We start from the raw sequence: 21,429 nt of genomic DNA, 5'->3' as shown, positions 1-21,429 counted from the left end.
ACTCGCGGCTAATTATCTTTCATTTGGTTCCAAAGTGCAGGATTATCGCGGATATTACTCAGGTGTTCAATAAGCTCATGAACTTCATCATTATTTAATTCCCGCTGGCCATCTGCTGTATATGTAAAAAGCTTGCCGGGCAATTCAAAGGTGATATAACCGAAATACTCGGGATCCTTAATTCGTTCCAGGTGCAGGGTGCTTTCCTTGCTTCTGCTTAACAGCGGATTGCCTGCACCTATATCCAGAAAAATACTGTAGGTATGGGTAATGATGGTGTGGCCATCCAAATGGGCAGCGGTATCCGGGATAACCATCAAGGGATAACCTTGTTCGAGTTGAAAAAATAAGGGTTTCATGCCTATAATATTATAGATTTTCTACAAATGCTTTTCTTTAGTTTGCCTGTTAAACAAAACTTCGTGCGTGCAAAAATTTGCCAAAAAAGCCTCCTGCAATCGCAGGAGGCATAATCTTAAATTTCATTACCTGGTTATGCAGGAATCTTTCTCGGCTTTTCCCTCTCCCAAAAACGATGTTGTTTGATCGCTGCTATAAATTGGGCAGATAAATCTCTGATATTCTTGCGTACAATCACCCCCTCATCGTTTTCTATTTTTTTACTGAAATACGTTGCTTCCAAAACCTGAATGGCATCCCCATCTGCTGCGATTGCTTTACAATGCTTAAAGGCTTCATTCAAAAAATGCACGGCGTCAGCATCCGCAGCTAAAGTGGCTACGCTATTGGTACCACCCGGAACATACACCGCATCAAACAGTACAGAAGCCGCACCCAGTAAACTTTCGTCCACATGGATCTTTTCATCGTTCACCGAAGTGAGGAAACCTAATCTTGGGGCAATCACTTCCACTATTCCACCTTCAGCCTCAATAGCAGATTTCAGGGTATTCAAGGTCTTGCCGTCAACACCGTCGGCGGCCAATATGGCCACTTTACGGGTTTTGATACTGTTTTTAATGGTGTTGGCCATACTTAAGGCGTCGGATTTGGATAACGAACCTTCTACCTGTAACGAAGCGTAATCGGCAGGATCACCATCGGCCGGGATGTTTTGGTTAAGTTGTTCGCCGATATTTTCAGGGATATGGAGGCCGAGCGAATACGCTACTTCTGCCGCCAGCCCCTTATCAATCTGAGCCAAAACAGCAAGCATCCTTTCGCGGATGGCAACTGTTTTCACTTTCCCCAATTCAAAACTTAATGCATCGGTAATGTGATTTTTTTCCGGATCAGACTGGCTGTTAAAGAACAATCTGGCCTGGCTAAAATGGTCAAAAAAACTTTTGCTCCTGGCCCTTACTTTACTGGCCGAGATCCTTTCCGGGTAAGTAACAAACCCGCCTTCTGCTTCTTTGGCCTGCCGCGGATCATTGCCGCCAATGAAATTAGGCGAATAACTCGTTTTCCCTTTGTTGATCGTTTGGCGCATGTGGCCATCGCGCTGGTTATTGTGCACAGGTACAAGCGGCCGGTTGATTGGGATTTCCTGGAAATTGGGACCGCCCAGGCGCAGTAGCTGTGTGTCGGTGTAAGAGAATAACCTGCCCTGGAGCAGCGGGTCGTTGCTAAAGTCGATGCCCGGTACCACATGGCCTAAGTGAAAAGCTATCTGCTCGGTTTCCGCAAAGAAGTTATCCGGGTTGCGGTTCAGGGTCATTTTACCTATTCGTTGTACAGGCACCAGTTCCTCTGGAATGAGTTTGGTCGGGTCCAGCAGGTCAAATTCAAATTTAAACTCATCTTTTTCCGGAACGATCTGAACGCCCAATTCCCATTCAGGGAAAGCACCGCTGTCGATGGCATCCCAAAGATCGCGGCGGTGAAAGTCGGGATCTTTACCGGAGATATTCTGCGCCTCATCCCAGGCCACGGAATGTACGCCTAATAAGGGCTTCCAGTGAAATTTAACAAAACTGGCCACACCTTCAGCGTTGACGAAGCGGAAAGTATGGACGCCGAAGCCTTCCATCATGCGCAAGCTGCGCGGAATGGCCCTGTCGCTCATGGCCCACATGATCATGTGTGAAGATTCCGGTGTCAGCGAGATAAAATCCCAGAAAGTATCATGGGCTGAAGCAGCCTGCGGGATCTCGTTATCCGGCTCGGGCTTGACAGCATGGATCAAATCAGGGAACTTAATAGCATCCTGTATAAAAAATACCGGCATATTGTTGCCAACCAAGTCGAAATTCCCTTCCTGCGTGTAAAAGCGCACAGCGAAACCTCGCACATCACGGGCCAGGTCTGTCGATCCTTTTGATCCGGCGACTGTCGAGAAACGCACGAAAACCGGCGTTTCCGTTTTAGTATCATTCAGGAATAGCGCTTTGGTAACGGGCGCTAAAGAATCATATAACTTGAATACGCCATGAGCACCGGATCCGCGGGCATGCACTACCCGCTCGGGAATCCGCTCGTGGTCAAAATGCGTGATCTTTTCACGGAGAATAAAATCTTCCAACAGGGTAGCTCCCCGATCACCTGCTTTCAGGGAATTCTGATCGTCGTTGATCTTCAGCCCGGTATTGGTGGTCAAGAACTCACCGGTCGAATCAGCGGTATGCGGCGCCAGGTTCTCTGTTTTGGCATTATCGCCCTGAACACCCTTATCTAAATTCTTGGTATCGCCTGTAGCGTCTTTTCCTTTTTCAGTAATTTTTTTGCTTGCCATGGTTACGCTTCTTCAGATGCTTTGTAATTAATATTATTTTCCGCCACAACAGTTAACAACTGATCGGCTGCTTTTTCTTCTGCAAGTGTTTGATACAGCAGTTGCGCTACATCATCCAGTCCGAGCGTTTGGGCCAGTTGTGTTAATCCGCCGTAGGTGGCAATCTCGTAATGTTCGACTTTTTGTGAGGCCAGGATAATACCTACATCACGGGTAGAGGTCCCAGACTCCGTGCTTTCTATAATACCTTCACCTTCTTTGGTCAGACCTTCCATCGCATCGCATTTTTTTGCCAGTGGTTTTTCATCCAGTAATCCAAATACCTGTTCCAGGCGGCTTACATGACCTTTGGTTTGTTCGAGATGATCCTCAATGGTTTTGACAAGTTCGGCCGAAGTAGCGGCCCGAATCATTTTCGGCAGGTTTTTGACCAGGTGGTTTTCGGCCCAGTAAATGTCCATAATGCCATCTTTAAAAAGTTCCAGTAAAGCTGGTTCCTCCTTGGCAGAAGTTTTTGTACTAAACCCGGGTTCAGTATTGGTTTCGTTCTTCATAACAGGTAAATGATTGTGTATTGATGATAGAATCAATCAAATTAATAAGTTATAAAACCTCGACTTGTTTTAATTTTTAGTTTAATTTTTAAATTACTTCACAATATTGAATAAAGAGAAAAAGAGAGCGACCTAAACAAGCGTGTTACGCATGTGCACGAATCGACTATCCTTTTAAGATCCATCAAACACAATTAGAATGAAAGTTGAATGTGAACGAGAAGTATACGATATCGGCTGATCATTATTGGCAAAATAAACGTGCCTTGCGATTTGCATTCCCCTGACGTGTTTTAGCTTTTTATTCGAAGAAGCCATTGTAAGAGGCGAATTCAAAAATTTAACTTAGTTGTTCAATGACATTTGACGAGGCGGTAATAAAAAAAGCGAAACTTCCGGCAATCATTACCTATCGGGAGCTAAAATGAAAATTTATGTCGTTCCCCTTCTACAGAAAGAATTTGAAAATTTTGTTAATTATTTAGAAGGGCACCGCGTCACTAATAAGACCGCACAGCTATTTGCGACTCAGGCTCAATTTACCATTAAAGGGATATCCAATAGCAATAGTAATTTTGTGGTTTTGACTTACAACGAAATATTAGACCAGTTGTCATAAAACTTCAACGTCACAATTACTTGTTAACGAAATCCTTAAGTATGCTTCGATGGCAATGGCAAACGCAACCGTGTTATAAATTGATCAGTGGCGCGACAGCTGTTCAGGAAATTGAACATAGCAGTTTGGAACTGGGGCCTCTGGATATCCAGTAGGTAGAGTTGTATGAATGGGATATCTAGGGAACTAACTTATGCATCCAAAAAGTGATGTATAGCTGATTTCAGTTAAGTTATGAGATATTAATACCAAATTAGAAACAAAATTTTTAACCGAAATTCAGGCGACGGCTGGACGCTGGACATCTCAAACGGCTGGCACCTGATCAAAAGTGACAACTTTTATTATTCCCTTCGATCAGACCAATTCAAGCCGCGGACAGTTTAGCTGACCGATCACAGATAAACCTATAGCCGCTTCATTTTTTAAAGGAAAATAACCAAGGCAGCAAACCCGGTTCCTCAAAAGCATTATTCCAGCTGTTATGCATGACTCCCGGATATTCAGTGTATCTGACATTTTTTGCACCTGTGGCTTTTAGGGCTTTGACCAACTGACGGTTCGGGCCCGGATCGATCACATTATCATCTCCACCATGAAAGATCCACAATGGTACACCAGCAGCTTTTTCGGGGTATAATTGGACATTGGTTTGCCCGCAAATTGAAATTGCAGCAGCAAAGTATGTTGGGTAATGGACAATAAGATCATAGGTTCCGAAGCCTCCCATAGACAAGCCACCGATATAAATCCTTCTTTTATCAGCGATTTTAGCTTTGACCAGGCTATCCATTAGCAGTTTTACCAAACGTTCGGGCGTAGAAAGCCCCAGTTTATTCATACCCCGGTTATAAGCGGTCGTTGTGTCAGGCCTTGGAGCGGGAAACCTATTCCACAAACTATCCGGAGGACATTGCGGAAAAACCACAATGGCCGGATATTTTTTTTGTGTCGAATCCTTCAAAAACAAAGCACTGAGGTTATTCAGTTGCTGCCCGTTATCCCGCCCCCTTTCCCCTGCGCCATGCAGGAACATCACCAAAGGATATGATCTTGCAGGATCATAATTTTCAGGATACAGGATTCGGTAACGTAAGGTATCAGCACCTTTGATAAAGGTGGCTTTTTTATATCGATCGAAATCTTGCGCCTGAGTAAAATGACAGCTTAGGGAGAGCAAAAAAAGAAATGTCGTCGTTTTCATAGCTGTGGCAAATCAGGCTGCGATAAGTTAGCGTGTTTTATAAAGTTATGCAAATTAATAGAAAAAGCGAACTGTAAATTAGAGCTAAAAGCCTGAACATCCGCAGAAGAACAATTTAACGATGAGACGCCCTTTCTATGCCCTGCGGTGAAAAACGGCATTATTCTCCGCATTTTTGCGGAGAATGATTTTCAATTTATATGACCGATACAAAATATCGAATGTGAGTAAAATAACTTGCTCAGTATATTTGCCCTGTTTATTTTGCACCCATGCTTCAACCTGTTTGCCTTGAAAACAAAAATTGCCTTATCCATCCGTTCGGATCGGAAGACATGAAACGTATGATAAGCTGGTTAAGGAAATTTATCAGCTGCTATCAGATGATGATACCCTGTATTATATCCCGGAAAAAAGGATAAACGCGCTGGCTGATGCTGAAACGTGGCTTAAGGCAGCTATTCTAAATTTTCACTGCGGCCGTAACTTTATCCATTTTATAACTGATAGAATATCCGGTAAGCTACTTGGAATAATAGATATTTTATCGCCGGAAGTGGCTATGGATAATTATCGGCTGGACAATTATCCATATTTCATTGAGTTTTATCTTTCAGGAACAGAAAGAGGTAAAAAGATCATGTCCAGCATATTGCCTGATCTGATCGGAAAGCTTGGGAACCGTGAGATCATTGAGTTAGGTGCTGTGGTCAACCGTCGAAATATTGCTGCGATAAAGGTGCTTACCCGAACCGGTTTTCAATAGCTTGCTTTCCTGACGGCCATCGCCTTCATAGTCAATAATAATTACTGATGCTTGTATAGGCTGGTTACAATTGCGGTTCATGACCACTACTAAAACAGTTTTCATCAATTGCTAACTCAATTTTTTATTTACCGATGTACTGTGTAGTCAAATGTGGGCGACCTGACCACTAATGATACCATAAATCTTTTATTAATAACTTCTTACACGTAAGCCGGAGGCTATGGCACATTATTAGTATCCTTTTAATGCACCATATTAATACACCATAATTATTATCATCATGTTATTACAAACCGTTTATAAAAATAAAAGGCATGAGTTCGAGATAACCGCACTTGCCGACAAAGAAGAGTTATACTTTCTGATCAGAGAAGGTTCCGAAGTCGTATTGGCCCGAAGGGAGAACAGTCATAGCTGGACGTATGCCGGGTCAGGCGATATCATCGACCCTGTTATCCGCGACGTTTTGAAAAGGATTGAGCATACCAGTGCCTACATGCTTTTGGATCAGGTTACTGCTATTCATCGGCTAAAACCTGCCGCTTAATATCAGAGAAGGACAATGGAAAATTATTTGATAACTATCCGTAAAAACAAAGAAGTAAGGCAGTTCGAGGTTGGTGAATACCTCCATCATGACGGCGAAAACTGCAAGTTTAAAGTTTTTGAGGAAGGGAAATTTGTAGCCAGTTTCGAACCTGACGATCACCAGTTCCTGCACATCTGTCAAAACCCCAGCCGCATAGAGGAAGCTTTTCTCCACTTGTTGGCGGAGCAGATAGAATCTCACCATCCTTACGGCGTTAACGATAACATTAAAAAAATAAAGTTATGAGATCAATCTGGACAGGCTCGATTGGCTTCGGGCTGGTGAGCATTCCCATTAAACTATTTTCGGCCGTGCAAACTTCTTCTTTAGACCTGGATATGCTGGACAGCCGGGACCATGCGAACATCAAATTTATGCGGGTAAACGAACATACCAAAAAAGAAGTCCCCTATGATAAGATTGTGAAAGGTTATAAATATGATGATGATTATGTGATCGTTGAAGATGCCGACTTCCAGGCGGCAGCCCCAGAGAAAAGCAAAGTGATCGAGATCGAAAGTTTCGTTGATATTGATTCGGTTAACCCGATGTATTACGAATCCTCCTATTATACAGAGCCTGCCACAAAAAAAAACAAGGCATACGCGTTGCTGCTGGAAGCGCTTAAAAAATCTAAAAAGGCGGGTTTAGCGCGATTCGTGCTGCGAAGCACCGAAAGCCTTTGCATCGTTCACCCTGTTGAAAAAGATATTGTCGTTACCCGAATCCGTTTCCAGCAGCAGATCCGAGACCAAAGCGAACTGAATCTTGATGATAAGATCGAAGTGACAAAAAAAGAACTAGACATGGGACTGGCGCTGATCAACCAATATGCCGAAAAGCTGGACCTTTCCAAATATAAAGATGAGTATCATACGGAATTATTAAAGATCATTGAAGCCAAAGCAAAAGGCAAACGACCAACCATCAAAAAGTTGAAACCGAAAGCTTCTAAAAATGATGACCTTTACGAACAACTGATGAACAGTCTGCAAAGTAAAAAACAAGCTTAATATGATCAACCCAGTCCAAACTCATATTCCCCTCGCTGACGGCAGTGACCGTTATGTGATCATCGAACCGGCATTGCACAAAGACGCTAAGGGAAAGCTTCATCCTACCGGGCTTTTCAAAATTTATAAAGACGCTTTTGCTGATGAAACGCATCTGTTTACGGAACCGGCAGAAAACGAGGGTCAGGCTGATGATCTTCCGGATGACCGGAATCCTGATTATTTAGGAAAGATCCAGCTATCAGCCACTGCATGGAAATATGAAGGCAGCCTGCTTTCGCATCATGAGCAGGTTGCATTAGTGGAATTTATTACGAATTACCGGTCTCCGGACCAGGAGCAGAAAAATCATATTCTCCATGATGAATTTCCCGAAAGCGCTAATCCGCCTGAAGATCTGCCTTTAAATCCCGGAAGTTTAAGTTAAGGTCTTTGAAGATCGCAACTTATAATATCAACGGTATCAATGGGCGACTACCGAACCTGTTGTATTGGCTTGCGGAAGCAAGACCTGACGTAGTCTGCCTGCAGGAGCTGAAAACTCCGGGCGACCGGTTTCCAAGGCAAGCCCTGCTTGAGGCTGGCTACCATGCGATCTGGCTGGGTCAGCAAAACTGGAACGGGGTGGCTATCCTTTCGAAATACGGCGAAATCAAAGAAACAAGGCGGGGGCTGGACAACGACACTGAAGATACACATAGCAGGTACATCGAAGCTTTTATCAACGGCGTTGTTATTGGTTGCCTGTACCTTCCTAACGGCAACCCCTATCCAGGGCCCAAATTTGATTATAAACTAAAGTGGATCAATCGACTGATAGTTCATACTAAAAAACTGCTAAGTTTTGGATTGCCTGTTGCCCTGATTGGGGATTTTAATATCATACCAACAGACTTGGATACTTATAAGCCGGAAAAGTACAGGAACAATGCCTTGTTCAGGCCTGAAGTACGTAAGCTATTCGAGACGCTGTTAAAACAAGGCTGGACGGACGTTATCCGCAAACTATATCCGGATGATCGGGTTTACACTTTTTGGGATTATCTTCGTAACGCCTATAATCGGGATGCAGGGCTTCGCCTGGATCATTTTCTAATGAATGAGCAAGTGCTTGCCAGGGTATCATCAGCGGGAATCGATCGGCATATACGCGGATTGGAGCACAGCAGTGATCACGCACCTGTGTGGGTAACACTTGAGGACTGATCAATTCTCTTTGGCTAACTACTATTTTACCAATTCTAAAGTCGCCTTATCCTTTTCGCCATGAAAGTATTTTTGGAGCACTGCTTCAAATACCTGGTTTGTGCCGGGAACAAGGGCAAACAAGGTCATGGAAGATCTAAGTTTCACGTCATCAGGGCTTCCCATGACCTCAGTCGCGTTATAACCGGGTAAATCCAATAGTGCATTGCTGATGTCGATCAACCTGCGTCCAAGTACAGGGTGTGCCAGGTAAGCCGTAGCTTCATTCAAATCCCCAATCGCGAAACGCCGGGACATACTACTACCCCCGAGCCGTTCGATCTGCGGAAAGATATACCACATCCAATGGCTGCGTTTACGCCCTGTTTTAATTTCGGCAAAAGCATATGGTAATCCCGTTCCTGCGCTTCCAGAAACTTTTCAAGACCGGTCACCTTAATCATCGGATTTTGCTTTCTTTTCGTTTGCAAAATGTTTCCGGGCCTGCTTAAGCCCCGTGGCGATGGCTTCGCCTTCGTTTCCCGTTGTTTTCAACACCTCATTGGCAATTTCTGTAGCCTTTTCCCTGATCTTCTTAGGCTGGTTCTTATAAGATGGCGGATAATCCCCGTTATACCATGGCATAATACTCCTTTTCACCATCAACAAGTGATTGACTAAATTTGTGTTAGCTGAGATCGCTTAAAACACGTCATTTTGCATATTACTAGTCAAAAACAATTTGCCATTGGTTGTCGTCATTGATCATATAGCCCAAACCATCGCTCATTTCGTGTACTTCCTTCCGGAATTTTTCATGAACATGGGCACGTAACTCATGCATTGGCCCGCCGTATTCGCGCTTTAAAAATATCAACAATGAGGCCATGTTCGGCGCGATGTCCTTTAACTGTTCGGAGTCACCCTCTTTCACAAATGCACTACTCATTTTTTTGTATAGGCGGCAAAGCCGCTTAGAACGGGGCTTTGCGTTAGTTTAAAACGTAAGTTATATAATTTTCTTTTCGATAGCACCCCGCTGATTACCAGCAGATTTTTTAGCATCCTTTATTGTCTGCCGGCTTGTCCCTTCTTTATTTGCTTCATACTTGATTTCGTGTGGCTGATCCGATACCGAATTTCTTTCCACTTTACTTCCTCGTGTGCTCATAGGTAATGCTTTTATGTTTTCTTAAAACTTAACAAATTTTATTCCAACAAGTTTGCTAAACCGAAACAGGGCCTTGATTTAGCTGTTGATTTTGATGGTACAAATAATCCATGGAAGGCCGGCGTTGATGACCAGAAGCATCCTGAACCATATCAGGTGGGCAAAGGAGAACAGGGTGTTTTGATCTGTGAACCATACAAAGTGATGTCGGACACCATTGGCGGGTTCCGCACAAAGACTATAGCCGAAAAAAGCAGTCAACTTATTTTTGATCTATTTGAGCAATATCTTGACAATGGTAATTTTGTAGGCGCGGATATGGCACGGAAATACTTGCAGATATGCTATACCCGGGCCCGGCGTTACGCAAATTATAGAGGTTGTGAGAAATATGATGCGACGCATGATTATGCTGTACTAGAGCGGGGTACGGGTGAACACGAAAAGCGGAAGCAGACAGTGTATTTTTTCGACTTTGGAAAACCGCAGAAGCAAACGGAAAATACGCCTCCTTGAAGAATACTATACACCCCGGAAGATATAGCCGCGGAAGTACATACTCATGAACTTTAAAATGCGCTGACCTGTGTACAACTGACGTATCGGCTGATGAGCATTGGGAACGACGCCGTTGATATCTTTATTCAAACAGTTCCTGGCCTGCCGTGTAATATGTTTTCCGTTTGGCAATCTCCGTCACCAGGATATCTTCGCCTTTCGGTGTGACCTTATGTCTGGGCAGGTGTACCTTTAAAAAGTCGCGTTCTTTTTCGGTAATGGTTTCCGGAAAGTTCTTGCGAATATGCGTTTCAGCATCGGTAAGCACTTTTCCGATGGCTTTCGTCAGGATATGAATATTCTTTTCAGGGATCTTGCCGGCTATGGAAAATGGAGAGATGTTGGCTTCGTAAAGGATTTCGTCGACATAGGCATTGCCTATTCCCTGGACCAACTTCCCCTCCTGTAGTACAGTTTTGATTGGTTTGTTGATCTCCTTTAACGCCTTGGTAAGATGATCACCAGGTAAATGCATTGCGTCCGGCACCTCCGATATCTCCGGATCAAGTGTTAGGATCACTGCTTTCTGCCAGTCCGTAATGGCCAGTCCGATTTCATCGGAGAACACAAACTCAGCGAGGGTAAACTTATTTTCGTTCTTACCCTCATACCAATGCATCGAGCCGTACAGCATCAATTGAACACTTAACGTATGCGCTTTTCCAAAGACGAAGTACAACTGCTTGCCTATGCGGTTGATCGCAGTTAGCTCCCTTCCTTCCAGCGCCTCTATAAACGCAGTTCCCGGCAGTTTAAGCCTGCGGTCTACTAGGATGCGGATGCTTGTGAGCTTTTTGCCCACCAGGCGTTTGCCTAAATTATCACAGAATATATTCAGGTCAGGTATTTCGGGCATAATGACTTGTTTTTAAATTATACTTCCTGTTTCTTCTTCCTTTTTGTTGCAATAGCCTGCAGCATTTTTTGATACGGCTCCTTAAATTTTTGTATGCCTTCGGACTCTAATTGCTGACTTATGACCTCCAGGTCAATCCCTGCATTTTTTACTTGGCGCAACGTGTTGCCTGCAGTTTCTAATCCGCTTTCCAGAGTGGGATTTACGATGCCATGATCGCGGAAAGCATTGATGGTATCCAATGGCGCAGTGTCAACGGTGTCCGGACCTATCAGTGCCTCAATATATTTGGTGTCTTTAACCGCAGGATCCTTCACGCCGGTGCTAGCCCAAAGCAAGCGCTGTGGTTTAGCTCCCTGTTCAGCCAATCTCTGCCAGCGTTCCCCGCTAAACACGCGCTTATAAATAGCGTAAGCTGCTTTTGCCAAGGCAATGGCTGTCTCTCCCTTCAAATCTTTAAATCCCTTTTCTTCCAGCATCGGATCTACCAGAATATCGATACGGCTTAAAAAGAAACTCGCGACCGAGGCAATCCCGTTAATGGTTTCTCCTTTTGTCAGCCTGTCTTCCAGTCCGCTAATATAGGCATCAGTCACGGCTTTGTAGCGCTCTAATCCGAATAACAATGTTACGTTGACGTTCAGACCCGAAGCAATAGCTTTGCGGATCGCAGGCAAACAGGGTTTGGTGCCCGGGATTTTGATCATAACATTTTTCCGGTCAACTCTTTTCCAAAGGTCCAGTGCCTGGCGGATCGTGTTCTCTGTCTCCAGCGCCAGTTCAGGTGATACTTCCAAGCTCACAAATCCATCGGCACCCACCACTTTGTCATTGTAAACGCCGTCAAACAGATCAGCCGCCTTTTGAATATCGCTGATGGCCAATTCGTAAAATACTTGCTCATCACTCAGTTCGCTGTCCGCACGGGCAGCTATATCCTCATCGTAATCGGCACTGGAAGCGAATGCCTTTTCAAATATTGCCGGGTTGGAGGTTACACCCCGTAAGCCGTCCTGATCGATCATCTGCTGCAGCTTACCCGTGCGCATAATGGCGCGGTCTATAAAATCCAGCCAGATGCTTTGTCTAAATTCATATATTTCTTTTACTTTATTGTCAGCCATGTCATTTCTTTTTCTATGGTAACAAGTGACGGCATGGCTTGTTCCATTTAACCTATAATTTATATATTTTAACAATTAGTAAAATCTATCAAGTATTAATCGTACCTTGCAGACATATTAAAAACATATAATGCAAAAAGAAGGAACCGTAAAATTTTTTAATGCCGAGAAAGGCTTTTGGATTTATGTCACAATCTAATGACAGGAGTGACATTTTTTTGTACACTCAACCGGTTTAATTGACGAGATCCATGAGAACGATCAGGTTCAATTTGATACCGAAGAAGGCCGTAAAGGTCTTAACGCGATCAATGTTAAAGTAATCTAATTAGCCTGCTATAAAATTATCGTAAAAGCATCCGTTCGAGGACGGGTGCTTTTCTTTTACCGGCTACCGCCAACGCCGGCAACTGCCCTCACCCATTCCCTTCCCAATTTTACTTCAACAGACTGGAAAAGCCATGCCTGTTATTTTACCATTAATGCAAATTTTATGTTCATCATATTCATCTTCTTTATAGCTCACTGGTTCGGCTCTTTGTTTTTCCAGACCTTTTTCCAGCACCGCTATGCCTCGCACCGCATGTTCACCACCAGCAAGGCCTGGGAGCGCGTGTTTTATTTATTGGCCTACCTGTTCGAAGGCGCCTCGTTTTTAAATCCGCGCGCTTACGCGCTCATGCACCGCGCGCATCATGCGTATAGTGATACCGAGCATGATCCGCATTCGCCGCATTTTTTCGTGGATGTTTTTCAGATGATGAAACATACCATCAGCACATTTAGCGATTATGTCAAACGGGTAAAGGATCCGGAGGCACAGTTTCCCGGGCATTACCCGGAATGGCCGCTGATAGACCGAATGGGTTCTTCTATTTTATCCAGGGTTCTTTTTGGTGCAGCTTATACTACATTCTATATCTTTTTTGCCACGCACTGGTGGCTGTTCCTGTTATTACCTGTCCATTTTATGATGGGTCCGATCCATGGGGCGATCGTTAACTGGTGCGGACACAAGTACGGCTATCAGAATTTTGATAATAACGATAAATCTAAAAACACCACACCCTTCGACTTCCTGATGCTGGGCGAACTTTTTCAGAACAACCACCATAAGCATCCCAATAGCGCCAACTTTGGCAAACGCTGGTTTGAGATCGACCCCGTATACCCGGTAATGAAAATGATGCATTGGCTGCGCATTATTAAAATTCGAAAGGCTTACTAAAAATTATGGCAGAACAAACGATAGAATTCCAGGCCCGCATTTACGTTTACGACCTACAGAATTGCGCACGCGAATTCGGTTTCAAAACTGATGAAAACTGGGAAGTTACACTGGCTTCGGCGCGTGAAAAAACATTACTGGAAAAACAATACTTCCCGGCGGTGTCATTAAAAACGATGCCCGATAGTCTCGTGGAATTGCTTGGCCTGATTAGGCTGAAACTACATCAAAAAATTAATAAAGAAACCGCACCAAATGCAAAAATGATCCGTCAGCAAGAGCTGCAATACGTCGTCGCTTTCAGTGCCGGCCGTCGGCGCAATTAATTTGGCACTAAGAATTTGGACATCGCTTTACATTACTTGTCACAATAACTTACCTGCATATCGGGCCAACACAATGATGGACAATCTTCGGCTTCCTTCGGCGCGAGGTTAGTTTAGGCCGCTTGAAACAATGATTCTGTCACCCTGTTCCTTTTACATGCGTGAAAAAGATCAGTTTAACGGATTTGTCCGGGTCCATGGTGCCAGGGAGCATAATTTAAAAAATGTCAGCCTGGAAATTCCCCGTGATGCGCTGGTGGTATTCACCGGCATCTCCGGTTCCGGCAAATCATCGCTGGCCTTTGGCACCTTATATGCCGAGGCGCAGCGCCGTTACCTTGAATCGGTGTCCCCATATGCCCGCCGCCTGTTCAACCAGATGGCTATCCCCGAAGTGGATGAGATCGAGGGATTGCCGCCGGCAGTGGCTCTGCAGCAGCAACGGGGTTCGGCGAGTACTCGCTCCTCGGTCGGCAGCGTAACTACCTTATCCAATCTTTTGCGTATGCTCTATTCCCGTGCAGGTGATTATCCCGAGGGACAGGGCATTATTTATGCCGAATCCTTTTCACCCAATACACCCGAAGGCGCGTGTCCGGAATGCCACGGGCTCGGCAGGGTTTACGAGATCACTGAGCAAACCATGGTGCCGGATGACACGCTGACCATCCGGGAAAAGGCGATCGCCGCCTGGCCCTCCGCCTGGCAAGGACAAAACCAGCGCGACATCCTTACTACACTGGGTTACGATATCGATATCCCCTGGAAGGACATCCCCCAAAAAGACCGGGACTGGATCCTGTTCACCGAGGAGCAACCGGTGGTGCCGGTCTATTCGGGCTACAGCTATGAAGAGATCCAGCGTTTCATCAAAAACAAGCACCAGCCGGATTACATGGGCACTTTTACCGGGGCCCGCCGTTATGTGCGCCATACTTTTGCCAACAGCCAAAGCGCGCTGATGAAAAAGCGCGTCAGTCAATATATGCTTAGCAGCGAGTGCCCGCTTTGCCAGGGCAAAAGACTGAAGCAGGAATCACTGAACATCAAATTTGCCGGTTATGATATCGCCGAACTTTCCGGCCTGGCTCTCAATAAACTGTCGACCATCTTCCGGCCATATGCCAAGGGCGATGCACTGGCACTGAAAAAACTGGAGGCGAAAAACCCGGAAAAAGTGATCGTCGCCAAACGTATCGCCGAAGATTTTCTGGCACGGCTGCAGGTTATGCTGGATCTTGGCTTGGGCTACCTGACGATCGAACGGAGTACGCCGACCTTATCTCCGGGTGAGCTGCAGCGGTTGAGACTGGCCACACAGGTGCGCTCCAATCTGTTTGGTGTGGTCTATGTGCTGGACGAGCCTTCAGCAGGTCTGCATCCCGCCGATACGGAAGCTTTGCTCCGCGCGCTGGATAAGTTAAAGGCTTCCGGTAATTCGCTCTTTGTCGTCGAACATGAGATCGATGTGATCCGCCATGCCGACTGGATCATCGATGTCGGCCCCGCTGCGGGCGAAAAAGGCGGGCACATTTTATACAGCGGTTTACCGGAAGGATTAAAAAAGGTTGAAGCGTCGGTGACCCGGCACTATATTTACGGGGAAACAGCCAAAGCGGCTAGTGATCCCCGGGAACCCAAAGGCTGGTTAAAACTGGAAGGCGTCACCCGGAACAACCTCAACCAATTAAATGCAGAATTTCCGCTGGGGGTACTGACCAGCGTGACTGGCGTATCCGGTTCTGGTAAAAGCAGCCTGGTCAGCCAGGTACTGGTGGAACTGGTCGCCGCGCATTTAGGCGTACAGGTGAATATCACCGGTGAAACCGATGCTGACCCGCTCGAACAAACCGAAGTCCAAACGCTTGGGGGAAAGATCAGCTCCGGCATGGATGACCTCAAATGGCTGGTCGTGGTCGACCAAAAACCCATCGGCCGCACGCCGCGATCCAACCTTGCCACTTACACCGGCCTATTCGACCATGTCAGGAAACTGTTCGCCGCTACCCCGATGGCGAAAGCTAAGAAATACGATGCCGGTCGCTTCTCCTTTAACGTGGCTAAAGGCCGCTGCCCGCACTGCGAAGGCGAAGGCTTTGTAATGGTCGAACTGCTGTTCCTGCCCAGCGTTTACACGCCCTGCCCGACCTGCGGTGGTACACGCTATGATCCCAAAACACTTGAAGTTAAATATAAGGACAAACACATTGCCGAAGTGCTGGCCCTGACCGTTGACGAGGCAGCCAATTTCTTTGATGAAGAATCCGCCATTAGCCGGGCGCTGGAAGTCGTGCGCGAAGTAGGACTCGGCTACCTGCGCTTAGGGCAGCCGGCAACCGAACTGTCCGGCGGCGAGGCGCAGCGCATCAAGCTGGCCACCGAATTGCAGCGCGCGCAGCACGGGCAAACGCTATATATCCTAGACGAACCAACCACCGGGCTGCACCCTTCGGATGTCGAACGGCTGATGCTGCAACTGAACCGATTGGTTGATGCCGGCAACACGGTTATTCTGGTAGAGCATGATATGCAGGTGATCGCGGCCAGTGACTGGGTGATCGATATCGGCCCTGAAGCCGGTGAAGACGGGGGAAAGATCGTCGCCACCGGGATACCCCCGGCAATTGCCCGGCATACCGCCAGCCGCACCGCACCTTATCTGGCTAAACATCTGAAATAACAATCAGGGCCTGACATTGTATTTACAATATGGGAAGTAAAATAAAGCATGGTTTAATGATCGATATGGACGGCGTGATCTACGCCGGCGAGGATCTGATCAAGGGGGCCGACGTTTTTATAAAGCGTCTGCTGAAAGACAAGATACCCTTTACCTTTCTGTCTAATAACAGTTCCAAGAGCCGCGCCGATGCCGTAGAAAAACTCGCGAAGCTGGGGATAAAGGTTACGGAAAAACATATCTATACCAGTGCCATGGCGACGGCTACTTTTCTGACCGAGCATTATCCCGATAGCAGCGTTCATGTGCTGGGCGAAGGCGGCTTATTGAAAAGCCTGAAAAATGCCGGCATCCGTATGGTCGACAAAAAACCGGACCTGGTCATTCTCGGTGAGGGCCACGAGTTCAGTCTGAATAAGGTACACCAGGCGGTCGATATGATCCTGGCCGGTGCGCGTTTTATTGCTACAAACCGCGATCCTTCGCCACGGCGCGAGGGCTGGAATAACCTGGGCATTGCCGCTACGGCAGCTATGATCGAAGAAGCTACCGGGCGGGAACCATTCGTAATTGGTAAACCCAGCCCCGTGATGATGCGCTCGGCAGCAGCTTATATGGACTTGCAGCCGGAACAGGTCACCATCATCGGCGATACCATGGAAACGGATATCATTGGCGGCATCTATATGGGCTTCCGGACTATTTTGGCGCTATCAGGGATAGCGGATGAAGATGGTTTGATCCGTTATGGCTATAAGCCGGACCTGGTTGTTCGTTCGGTAGGAGAAATTGAGTTTCCTTTGAAATGGTGGAAGTAATCGTAGCTTAGCGTCTACAATGGATACTATCGGAGGCATTAACATTATTCCTGAGAACGACCCTGAGCGCATCGCCGCACTGGAACGCTACCAGATCGCCGGGTCGCAGAAGGAAACTGCGTTCGACAGCATATGCAGGTTAGCCTGCGAACTATTTTCCGTTCCCATCAGTCATATCTCATTTCTCGATGCTGATACGGAATATGTCAAAGCCGAAGTGGGAATGGATGGTTTAGAGCGAATTGGCAGAGCCGAAGGATTTTGCGCCCTGGCGATTCTTCAGCCTGAAGTGATGCTCATCGAAGATGCCAGTGAGAACCCGGTATTTGCCAATCACCCGTATGTAAGCGGCGAGACCATGATCCGTTTTTATGCCGCTGCACCGGTCATTACACCTGACGGTTTTATCATTGGTACCCTATGCCTGATCGACCGCACACCACGCAAACTAAATGACAAGGAGCGCGAGTTGCTGCAACACTTGGCCAGGGTTGTCATGGAACAGACAGAACTTCGCAATGACAATATTAACCTGGTAGAACAGCGCGACCGGTTTATTGAGATCGCCAGCCACGAAATGCGTACACCGCTCACTGCCTTAAAAGCATCCGCCCAGATCTTGGGAAAGAAATACCCGGAAGGTACAGGCATGGTTGCGCAGATCGATAAAAGTGTCCAAAAACTATCCGGTATGGTCAACGACATGTTCGATACCATGCGTCTGACCAAAACCAGCTTTGACCTCAATCGCACTTCGTTCATACTTGAATCACTCATTAAAGATTGCCGGGACCACATCCGGCTCGTTGGCAAAAAAGAACTGATCATTGAAGGCGACAATCAGATCAAATTAAGCGCTGATCGTGAAAAGGTAGAACGGGTTCTGATCAACCTGATTCAGAACGCTCTGAAATATGCCCCAAGCTCACCAATCATTTTACAAACAGAGACTTTGCCAGGTTATGTAAAATTGAGTACTATTGACGAGGGGCCGGGTATCCCTGCCGACAAACTTCCCCTCATCTTTAGACGCTATTACCGCCTGGATCCTAAGGGAATTCAAACGGGTCTTGGCCTGGGCCTGTATATCGCCGCTGAGATTGTTAAGCAACATGGTGGCGAAATCGGTGTGATATCCGAATTTAGGCAAGGCTGTATTTTTTGGTTGACCTTGCCAGTAGCCGTTTAAAATAAGACCTTACCTAAACACTGCCTTTGCTATTGTGGTAAATTATTGTATCCAAGCCTAGCATTTAAACGGATTCGGAGAATCGTGGTACGATTATAGCACCATCAGTCATATGAAAATGATTTCAAGCCTGATAGGTGGCCTGGCCGGTGCGGCCGCCCTGAATATATTACACCAGGCGGTGAAGCAATTTGCGCATGATGCGCCCCGTGTAGACTTCGTCGGTGAAGAAGCACTTTCCAAAGGATTGGAAAAGATCGGCGTTGAGCCGCCTACCGGCAATGCCTTGTTCTCCACAACGATGGCCGCTGACCTCATTAGCAACGCCGCTTATTACGGCCTGATAGGTTTTGGCAAAAAGAAAAACCTTTTACTGGCAGGGGCTGCCAGCGGACTGGCCGCAGGTATCGGCGCAGTAAAACTGACTAAACCCCTGGGCTTAAGCGATGCCCCAGTAACACGCACCATCCCAACAAAATTGATGACAGTTGCCTGGTACACCATTGGCGGTTTGGTAGCCGGATCAGTTATGTACGCCTTAAGAAAAAAATCATGAGTTACAACCTGAAACGCTTTACTGACGCTCAGACACGCGATTACGATATCGCCCTAACCGAAATCCAGGCAGGACAAAAATGCGGACATTGGATGTGGTATATTTTTCCGCAGGTTGCAGGTTTGGGAAAGACCGACACATCCCGTCATTATGCCATAGAGGGCATTAGCGAAGCTGAGGCGTTCCTGTTGGATAAAGAACTCGGAATGAAATTGGTAAACATCTGCAAAGCCTTGTTACAGCTGGATACTAATGATGCTCATACCATATTCGGCAGTCCTGACGATCTTAAACTTCATTCTTCTATGACCCTCTTTGATGCAGTACCGGCAACCTTTCCTGTTTTCAGCCAGGTGTTGGATAAGTTTTTTGACGGCAAAACGGATCAGCTCGCACTTGAATTGTTAAAACAAAGCCGCTAACGAACCGGGCAGTTTACCGGCCTCGTATGACCATCATGAACAAAACCACGGTCGAACAGTCGATTGTTTTGTTGGCGGAATTGCATACTGCTTCAGGCCTTTTTTTGTAACGGAGCTTGGACTGCAACTTTGAATCTATCTGTACAGTTCTTGGCAGTCTAAAACACCTTTCTTTCCGCTTATGATTTTTTGGAGGTCGATGTACTGGCCAAAGCCCAGGCAATCAGCACGGGCTGGAAAAATAAACGCGCAAGTCTTTTTTTATCCGTATCCAGTCCAAAGGCGCTGCGGTGATGAGCGTATTGAGAAATGTTGCCGGGGAATACCGCGGCAAAAAAACCAGCCGCCATTTTACCGGCTTTTGGTGAGATGATCAGGGCACTCCCCAGAGCGATCTCGGCTAGCCCGGAATAAATGACCGTATCATCTTTGGACAATGGTACCCAATCGGGCACCTGCGCACGAAACGTCTTACGGGCAAAGGTCAAATGACTGATTCCGGCGATGACCAGGTTTGCACCTAAAGCGATACGGGCAACTTTTTTGATCGTGGAGGTCTTGCAGGTTTCGCTTACCCAAGTCTTGGCTTGCGCTAATTGATCTGGTAAAAAACCTTTGGATTTTCCCGGTACGCCGAGTTCAAAGAGATCCGTAAAAATTTCTACCGCTTTTTGATCGGTCACCACCGCAATGCGGTTCCAGTCGGTAAAATGTTTCAGGCCGGCGATCATGTCCTGCCACCAGGCCGCCGCCGTAAAGTTTTGGACATCCGTGTCCAGTACCAGTAAATAATTCAACTGGCCGGTGCGGCCGGCCACTTCATCCAGTGCCGGCAGCAATACCGTTTTCATATCGTTTTTGGTTACTTCGCCGCTGGCGCGCACGCCCAGCACATGAGCAGGTAAGTCGTTAATGAGGGAGATCATAAGTTTAACAGTTTTTCCGCGTTACCATGCGCGATAAGGTGACGGTCAGCCTCGCTAACCGGTAATTGATCCAGGAATTTCCTGGCGGCATCCATTGGTGCATAAGGATAATCGGCGGAGAACATAATTCTTGTTGCGCCAACTTCCGCCAGCATGGTTTGAAATGGTGACTGGAAGTTAAAGCCGCTGATCGTGTAGTAAATATTCTTTTTCAGATAATAACTGATTTCATGTTGTAGCCCTGTCGCTCTAGGAACTAATACCTTATCCAGGCGTTCCTGCATATATGGCAATGATTCGCCCAAATGACCAATGATGATTTGCAGTTCCGGGAAGCGGTCGAATACCCCACCGAGGATAAGACGCAGCACATGCACGCCCGTTTCGATATGCCAGCCATAGCCCGCGCGGGCGAACAAATCATCTACCTGCGGCGAGAACCCACTGTAGTAAATTTTGCTGACCGCTTCGGGCGGTTTGGTCGGGTGCAGGTAAATGGGCACCTTCAGTTTTTGCGCCGCTTCAAAAATGGGCTGAAAATAAGAGTCATCTAAGTAGCGGCCGTGAACATGACCATTGATGACCGCGCCTTTAAAACCCAATTGAATTGTTCGCTCCATTTCTTCTACTGCGGTTTTAGGATTAGCTGTAGGAATGGCCGCCAATCCGGCGAAACGTTCCGGGTATGTTTGGATGGCAAGCGCCAGCCGGTCATTGCTTTCCTTGGCTAAAGTTACCGCTTCGGCGGCGGGGCTTTGTTCCGCGCCCGGCGCATTGATGGACAGCACTTGCAGGTCAATACCTGCGTTGTCCATTTCTGCGATACGCTTTTCGCCCAGTTCTAACAGCTGCGCTGCGATCTCAGGTTGTTTATTAATAGCCTGGCCGGGACCCGCGATAAAGAGTAGCGTGGCAAAATGTTCTTCTAACGTGATGGTGCGCATAAT

Annotated in this window: 26 protein-coding genes and 1 pseudogene; 15 read left to right on the top strand and 12 right to left on the bottom strand. The window is 46.5% G+C overall.

The annotated features are described in order from the left end of the window. Positions 1-8: 8 nt before the first annotated feature. The 4 genes from MTO98_RS07850 to MTO98_RS07835 all read right to left on the bottom strand — a co-directional run bounded on the left by MTO98_RS07850 (position 9) and on the right by MTO98_RS07835 (position 5,072). Positions 9-359, bottom strand: coding sequence for a hypothetical protein (locus MTO98_RS07850; RefSeq protein WP_243486051.1), 351 nt, complete (start codon positions 357-359; stop codon positions 9-11). 134 nt (positions 360-493) lie between these two features. Next, on the bottom strand, positions 494-2,695 hold the full coding sequence (locus MTO98_RS07845; RefSeq protein ID WP_243486050.1) for a catalase: 2,202 nt from the start codon (positions 2,693-2,695) through the stop codon (positions 494-496). Positions 2,696-2,697: 2 nt separating this feature from the next. Continuing rightward, positions 2,698-3,249: a ferritin-like domain-containing protein gene (locus MTO98_RS07840; protein ID WP_243486049.1), complete on the bottom strand. Its 552-nt coding sequence runs from the start codon at positions 3,247-3,249 to the stop codon at positions 2,698-2,700. A 1,037-nt stretch (positions 3,250-4,286) separates the two neighbouring features. Next, positions 4,287-5,072, bottom strand: coding sequence for a serine aminopeptidase domain-containing protein (locus MTO98_RS07835; RefSeq protein ID WP_243486048.1), 786 nt, complete (start codon positions 5,070-5,072; stop codon positions 4,287-4,289). A 304-nt stretch (positions 5,073-5,376) separates the two neighbouring features. Here MTO98_RS07835 and MTO98_RS07830 point away from each other — a divergent pair, with 304 nt between their 5' ends. From MTO98_RS07830 to xth, 6 genes are all read left to right on the top strand, one after another. Then, on the top strand, positions 5,377-5,838 hold the full coding sequence (locus tag MTO98_RS07830) for a GNAT family N-acetyltransferase (RefSeq protein ID WP_243486047.1): 462 nt from the start codon (positions 5,377-5,379) through the stop codon (positions 5,836-5,838). Positions 5,839-6,121: 283 nt separating this feature from the next. After that, complete coding sequence (locus MTO98_RS07825; protein WP_243486046.1) at positions 6,122-6,388, top strand: hypothetical protein; 267 nt, start codon at positions 6,122-6,124, stop codon at positions 6,386-6,388. A 15-nt stretch (positions 6,389-6,403) separates the two neighbouring features. Further along, the gene (locus MTO98_RS07820) at positions 6,404-6,676 is read left to right on the top strand and encodes a hypothetical protein (protein ID WP_243486045.1); all 273 of its coding nucleotides are present in this window, start codon (positions 6,404-6,406) and stop codon (positions 6,674-6,676) included. Further along, positions 6,673-7,443, top strand: coding sequence for a Ku protein (locus MTO98_RS07815; RefSeq protein WP_243486044.1), 771 nt, complete (start codon positions 6,673-6,675; stop codon positions 7,441-7,443). Before MTO98_RS07820 ends, MTO98_RS07815 begins: the two co-directional genes overlap by 4 nt. Before the next feature lies 1 nt (position 7,444). Next, the gene (locus tag MTO98_RS07810) at positions 7,445-7,870 is read left to right on the top strand and encodes a hypothetical protein (RefSeq protein WP_243486043.1); all 426 of its coding nucleotides are present in this window, start codon (positions 7,445-7,447) and stop codon (positions 7,868-7,870) included. Positions 7,871-7,875: 5 nt separating this feature from the next. Beyond that, positions 7,876-8,649 (top strand): exodeoxyribonuclease III, encoded by a 774-nt coding sequence (gene xth, locus MTO98_RS07805; protein ID WP_243486042.1) that lies wholly within the window; start codon positions 7,876-7,878, stop codon positions 8,647-8,649. Between the two features lie 21 nt (positions 8,650-8,670). Here xth and MTO98_RS07800 read toward each other — a convergent pair whose 3' ends face one another. The 4 genes from MTO98_RS07800 to MTO98_RS07785 form a co-directional block, all read right to left on the bottom strand. Beyond that, complete coding sequence (locus tag MTO98_RS07800; RefSeq protein WP_243486041.1) at positions 8,671-8,991, bottom strand: DUF1810 family protein; 321 nt, start codon at positions 8,989-8,991, stop codon at positions 8,671-8,673. 93 nt (positions 8,992-9,084) lie between these two features. After that, positions 9,085-9,273: a hypothetical protein gene (locus MTO98_RS07795; RefSeq protein ID WP_243486040.1), complete on the bottom strand. Its 189-nt coding sequence runs from the start codon at positions 9,271-9,273 to the stop codon at positions 9,085-9,087. Between the two features lie 82 nt (positions 9,274-9,355). Further along, a complete protein-coding gene (locus tag MTO98_RS07790; RefSeq protein WP_243486039.1) occupies positions 9,356-9,577 on the bottom strand; it encodes a hypothetical protein in 222 nt (73 codons plus the stop codon). Positions 9,578-9,637: 60 nt separating this feature from the next. After that, positions 9,638-9,799 carry a DUF3606 domain-containing protein gene (locus MTO98_RS07785; protein WP_243486038.1) on the bottom strand — a complete coding sequence of 54 codons (162 nt, stop codon included), beginning with the start codon at positions 9,797-9,799 and terminating at the stop codon, positions 9,638-9,640. Positions 9,800-9,955: 156 nt separating this feature from the next. Between MTO98_RS07785 and MTO98_RS07780 the strand changes: the two genes are divergently transcribed. Continuing rightward, the gene (locus MTO98_RS07780) at positions 9,956-10,315 is read left to right on the top strand and encodes a DUF4385 family protein (protein WP_243486037.1); all 360 of its coding nucleotides are present in this window, start codon (positions 9,956-9,958) and stop codon (positions 10,313-10,315) included. A 124-nt stretch (positions 10,316-10,439) separates the two neighbouring features. Here MTO98_RS07780 and MTO98_RS07775 read toward each other — a convergent pair whose 3' ends face one another. Both MTO98_RS07775 and tal read right to left on the bottom strand, forming a co-directional pair. Then, positions 10,440-11,213 carry a DNA-formamidopyrimidine glycosylase family protein gene (locus MTO98_RS07775; protein ID WP_243486036.1) on the bottom strand — a complete coding sequence of 258 codons (774 nt, stop codon included), beginning with the start codon at positions 11,211-11,213 and terminating at the stop codon, positions 10,440-10,442. 17 nt (positions 11,214-11,230) lie between these two features. After that, on the bottom strand, positions 11,231-12,337 hold the full coding sequence (gene tal / locus MTO98_RS07770; protein WP_243486035.1) for a transaldolase: 1,107 nt from the start codon (positions 12,335-12,337) through the stop codon (positions 11,231-11,233). 130 nt (positions 12,338-12,467) lie between these two features. On the opposite strand from tal, the pseudogene MTO98_RS07765 reads away from it, so the two are divergent. The 8 genes and pseudogenes from MTO98_RS07765 (at position 12,468) to MTO98_RS07730 (ending at position 19,556) form a co-directional block, all read left to right on the top strand. Continuing rightward, a pseudogene (locus tag MTO98_RS07765) lies at positions 12,468-12,665 on the top strand (cold-shock protein). Positions 12,666-12,830: 165 nt separating this feature from the next. Beyond that, the gene (locus tag MTO98_RS07760; protein ID WP_243486034.1) at positions 12,831-13,565 is read left to right on the top strand and encodes an acyl-CoA desaturase; all 735 of its coding nucleotides are present in this window, start codon (positions 12,831-12,833) and stop codon (positions 13,563-13,565) included. Positions 13,566-13,570: 5 nt separating this feature from the next. Beyond that, positions 13,571-13,891 carry a hypothetical protein gene (locus tag MTO98_RS07755; RefSeq protein WP_243486033.1) on the top strand — a complete coding sequence of 107 codons (321 nt, stop codon included), beginning with the start codon at positions 13,571-13,573 and terminating at the stop codon, positions 13,889-13,891. A 157-nt stretch (positions 13,892-14,048) separates the two neighbouring features. After that, positions 14,049-16,571, top strand: a complete 2,523-nt coding sequence (gene uvrA / locus MTO98_RS07750) for an excinuclease ABC subunit UvrA (RefSeq protein WP_243486032.1) — start codon at positions 14,049-14,051, stop codon at positions 16,569-16,571. A 29-nt stretch (positions 16,572-16,600) separates the two neighbouring features. After that, on the top strand, positions 16,601-17,389 hold the full coding sequence (locus tag MTO98_RS07745; RefSeq protein ID WP_243486031.1) for an HAD-IIA family hydrolase: 789 nt from the start codon (positions 16,601-16,603) through the stop codon (positions 17,387-17,389). A 19-nt stretch (positions 17,390-17,408) separates the two neighbouring features. After that, a complete protein-coding gene (locus MTO98_RS07740; RefSeq protein WP_243486030.1) occupies positions 17,409-18,578 on the top strand; it encodes a GAF domain-containing sensor histidine kinase in 1,170 nt (389 codons plus the stop codon). A 112-nt stretch (positions 18,579-18,690) separates the two neighbouring features. Continuing rightward, positions 18,691-19,134, top strand: coding sequence for a hypothetical protein (locus tag MTO98_RS07735; protein ID WP_243486029.1), 444 nt, complete (start codon positions 18,691-18,693; stop codon positions 19,132-19,134). Continuing rightward, positions 19,131-19,556 (top strand): DUF1810 domain-containing protein, encoded by a 426-nt coding sequence (locus MTO98_RS07730; RefSeq protein WP_243486028.1) that lies wholly within the window; start codon positions 19,131-19,133, stop codon positions 19,554-19,556. Before MTO98_RS07735 ends, MTO98_RS07730 begins: the two co-directional genes overlap by 4 nt. A 179-nt stretch (positions 19,557-19,735) precedes the next feature. Here the strand turns inward: MTO98_RS07730 and MTO98_RS07725 are convergent, their stop codons facing one another. Beyond that, the gene (locus tag MTO98_RS07725; RefSeq protein ID WP_243486027.1) at positions 19,736-20,482 is read right to left on the bottom strand and encodes an STAS/SEC14 domain-containing protein; all 747 of its coding nucleotides are present in this window, start codon (positions 20,480-20,482) and stop codon (positions 19,736-19,738) included. Beyond that, the gene (locus tag MTO98_RS07720) at positions 20,479-21,426 is read right to left on the bottom strand and encodes an amidohydrolase family protein (RefSeq protein WP_243486026.1); all 948 of its coding nucleotides are present in this window, start codon (positions 21,424-21,426) and stop codon (positions 20,479-20,481) included. The genes MTO98_RS07725 and MTO98_RS07720 overlap by 4 nt, the downstream gene beginning before the upstream one ends. Positions 21,427-21,429: the final 3 nt, after the last annotated feature.

Source organism: Mucilaginibacter sp. SMC90 (assembly GCF_022811725.1).
GTDB lineage: Bacteria > Bacteroidota > Bacteroidia > Sphingobacteriales > Sphingobacteriaceae > Mucilaginibacter.
Note: the sequence above shows the minus strand (reverse complement) of the source record. Positions and strands in the feature narration are given on the sequence as shown.

Bases quoted from the DNA above. Each gene is read 5' to 3' on its own strand.
- MTO98_RS07850 (WP_243486051.1), bottom strand. From the start codon at position 359: ATGAAACCCTTATTTTTTCAACTCGAACAAGGTTATCCCTTGATGGTT.
- MTO98_RS07845 (WP_243486050.1), bottom strand. From the start codon at position 2,695: ATGGCAAGCAAAAAAATTACTGAAAAAGGAAAAGACGCTACAGGCGAT.
- MTO98_RS07840 (WP_243486049.1), bottom strand. From the start codon at position 3,249: ATGAAGAACGAAACCAATACTGAACCCGGGTTTAGTACAAAAACTTCT.
- MTO98_RS07835 (WP_243486048.1), bottom strand. From the start codon at position 5,072: ATGAAAACGACGACATTTCTTTTTTTGCTCTCCCTAAGCTGTCATTTT.
- MTO98_RS07825 (WP_243486046.1), top strand. From the start codon at position 6,122: ATGTTATTACAAACCGTTTATAAAAATAAAAGGCATGAGTTCGAGATA.
- MTO98_RS07820 (WP_243486045.1), top strand. From the start codon at position 6,404: ATGGAAAATTATTTGATAACTATCCGTAAAAACAAAGAAGTAAGGCAG.
- MTO98_RS07815 (WP_243486044.1), top strand. From the start codon at position 6,673: ATGAGATCAATCTGGACAGGCTCGATTGGCTTCGGGCTGGTGAGCATT.
- MTO98_RS07810 (WP_243486043.1), top strand. From the start codon at position 7,445: ATGATCAACCCAGTCCAAACTCATATTCCCCTCGCTGACGGCAGTGAC.
- MTO98_RS07800 (WP_243486041.1), bottom strand. From the start codon at position 8,991: ATGTGGTATATCTTTCCGCAGATCGAACGGCTCGGGGGTAGTAGTATG.
- MTO98_RS07795 (WP_243486040.1), bottom strand. From the start codon at position 9,273: ATGCCATGGTATAACGGGGATTATCCGCCATCTTATAAGAACCAGCCT.
- MTO98_RS07790 (WP_243486039.1), bottom strand. From the start codon at position 9,577: ATGAGTAGTGCATTTGTGAAAGAGGGTGACTCCGAACAGTTAAAGGAC.
- MTO98_RS07785 (WP_243486038.1), bottom strand. From the start codon at position 9,799: ATGAGCACACGAGGAAGTAAAGTGGAAAGAAATTCGGTATCGGATCAG.
- MTO98_RS07775 (WP_243486036.1), bottom strand. From the start codon at position 11,213: ATGCCCGAAATACCTGACCTGAATATATTCTGTGATAATTTAGGCAAA.
- tal (WP_243486035.1), bottom strand. From the start codon at position 12,337: ATGGCTGACAATAAAGTAAAAGAAATATATGAATTTAGACAAAGCATC.
- MTO98_RS07760 (WP_243486034.1), top strand. From the start codon at position 12,831: ATGTTCATCATATTCATCTTCTTTATAGCTCACTGGTTCGGCTCTTTG.
- MTO98_RS07755 (WP_243486033.1), top strand. From the start codon at position 13,571: ATGGCAGAACAAACGATAGAATTCCAGGCCCGCATTTACGTTTACGAC.
- uvrA (WP_243486032.1), top strand. From the start codon at position 14,049: ATGCGTGAAAAAGATCAGTTTAACGGATTTGTCCGGGTCCATGGTGCC.
- MTO98_RS07745 (WP_243486031.1), top strand. From the start codon at position 16,601: ATGGGAAGTAAAATAAAGCATGGTTTAATGATCGATATGGACGGCGTG.
- MTO98_RS07740 (WP_243486030.1), top strand. From the start codon at position 17,409: ATGGATACTATCGGAGGCATTAACATTATTCCTGAGAACGACCCTGAG.
- MTO98_RS07735 (WP_243486029.1), top strand. From the start codon at position 18,691: ATGAAAATGATTTCAAGCCTGATAGGTGGCCTGGCCGGTGCGGCCGCC.
- MTO98_RS07730 (WP_243486028.1), top strand. From the start codon at position 19,131: ATGAGTTACAACCTGAAACGCTTTACTGACGCTCAGACACGCGATTAC.
- MTO98_RS07725 (WP_243486027.1), bottom strand. From the start codon at position 20,482: ATGATCTCCCTCATTAACGACTTACCTGCTCATGTGCTGGGCGTGCGC.
- MTO98_RS07720 (WP_243486026.1), bottom strand. From the start codon at position 21,426: ATGCGCACCATCACGTTAGAAGAACATTTTGCCACGCTACTCTTTATC.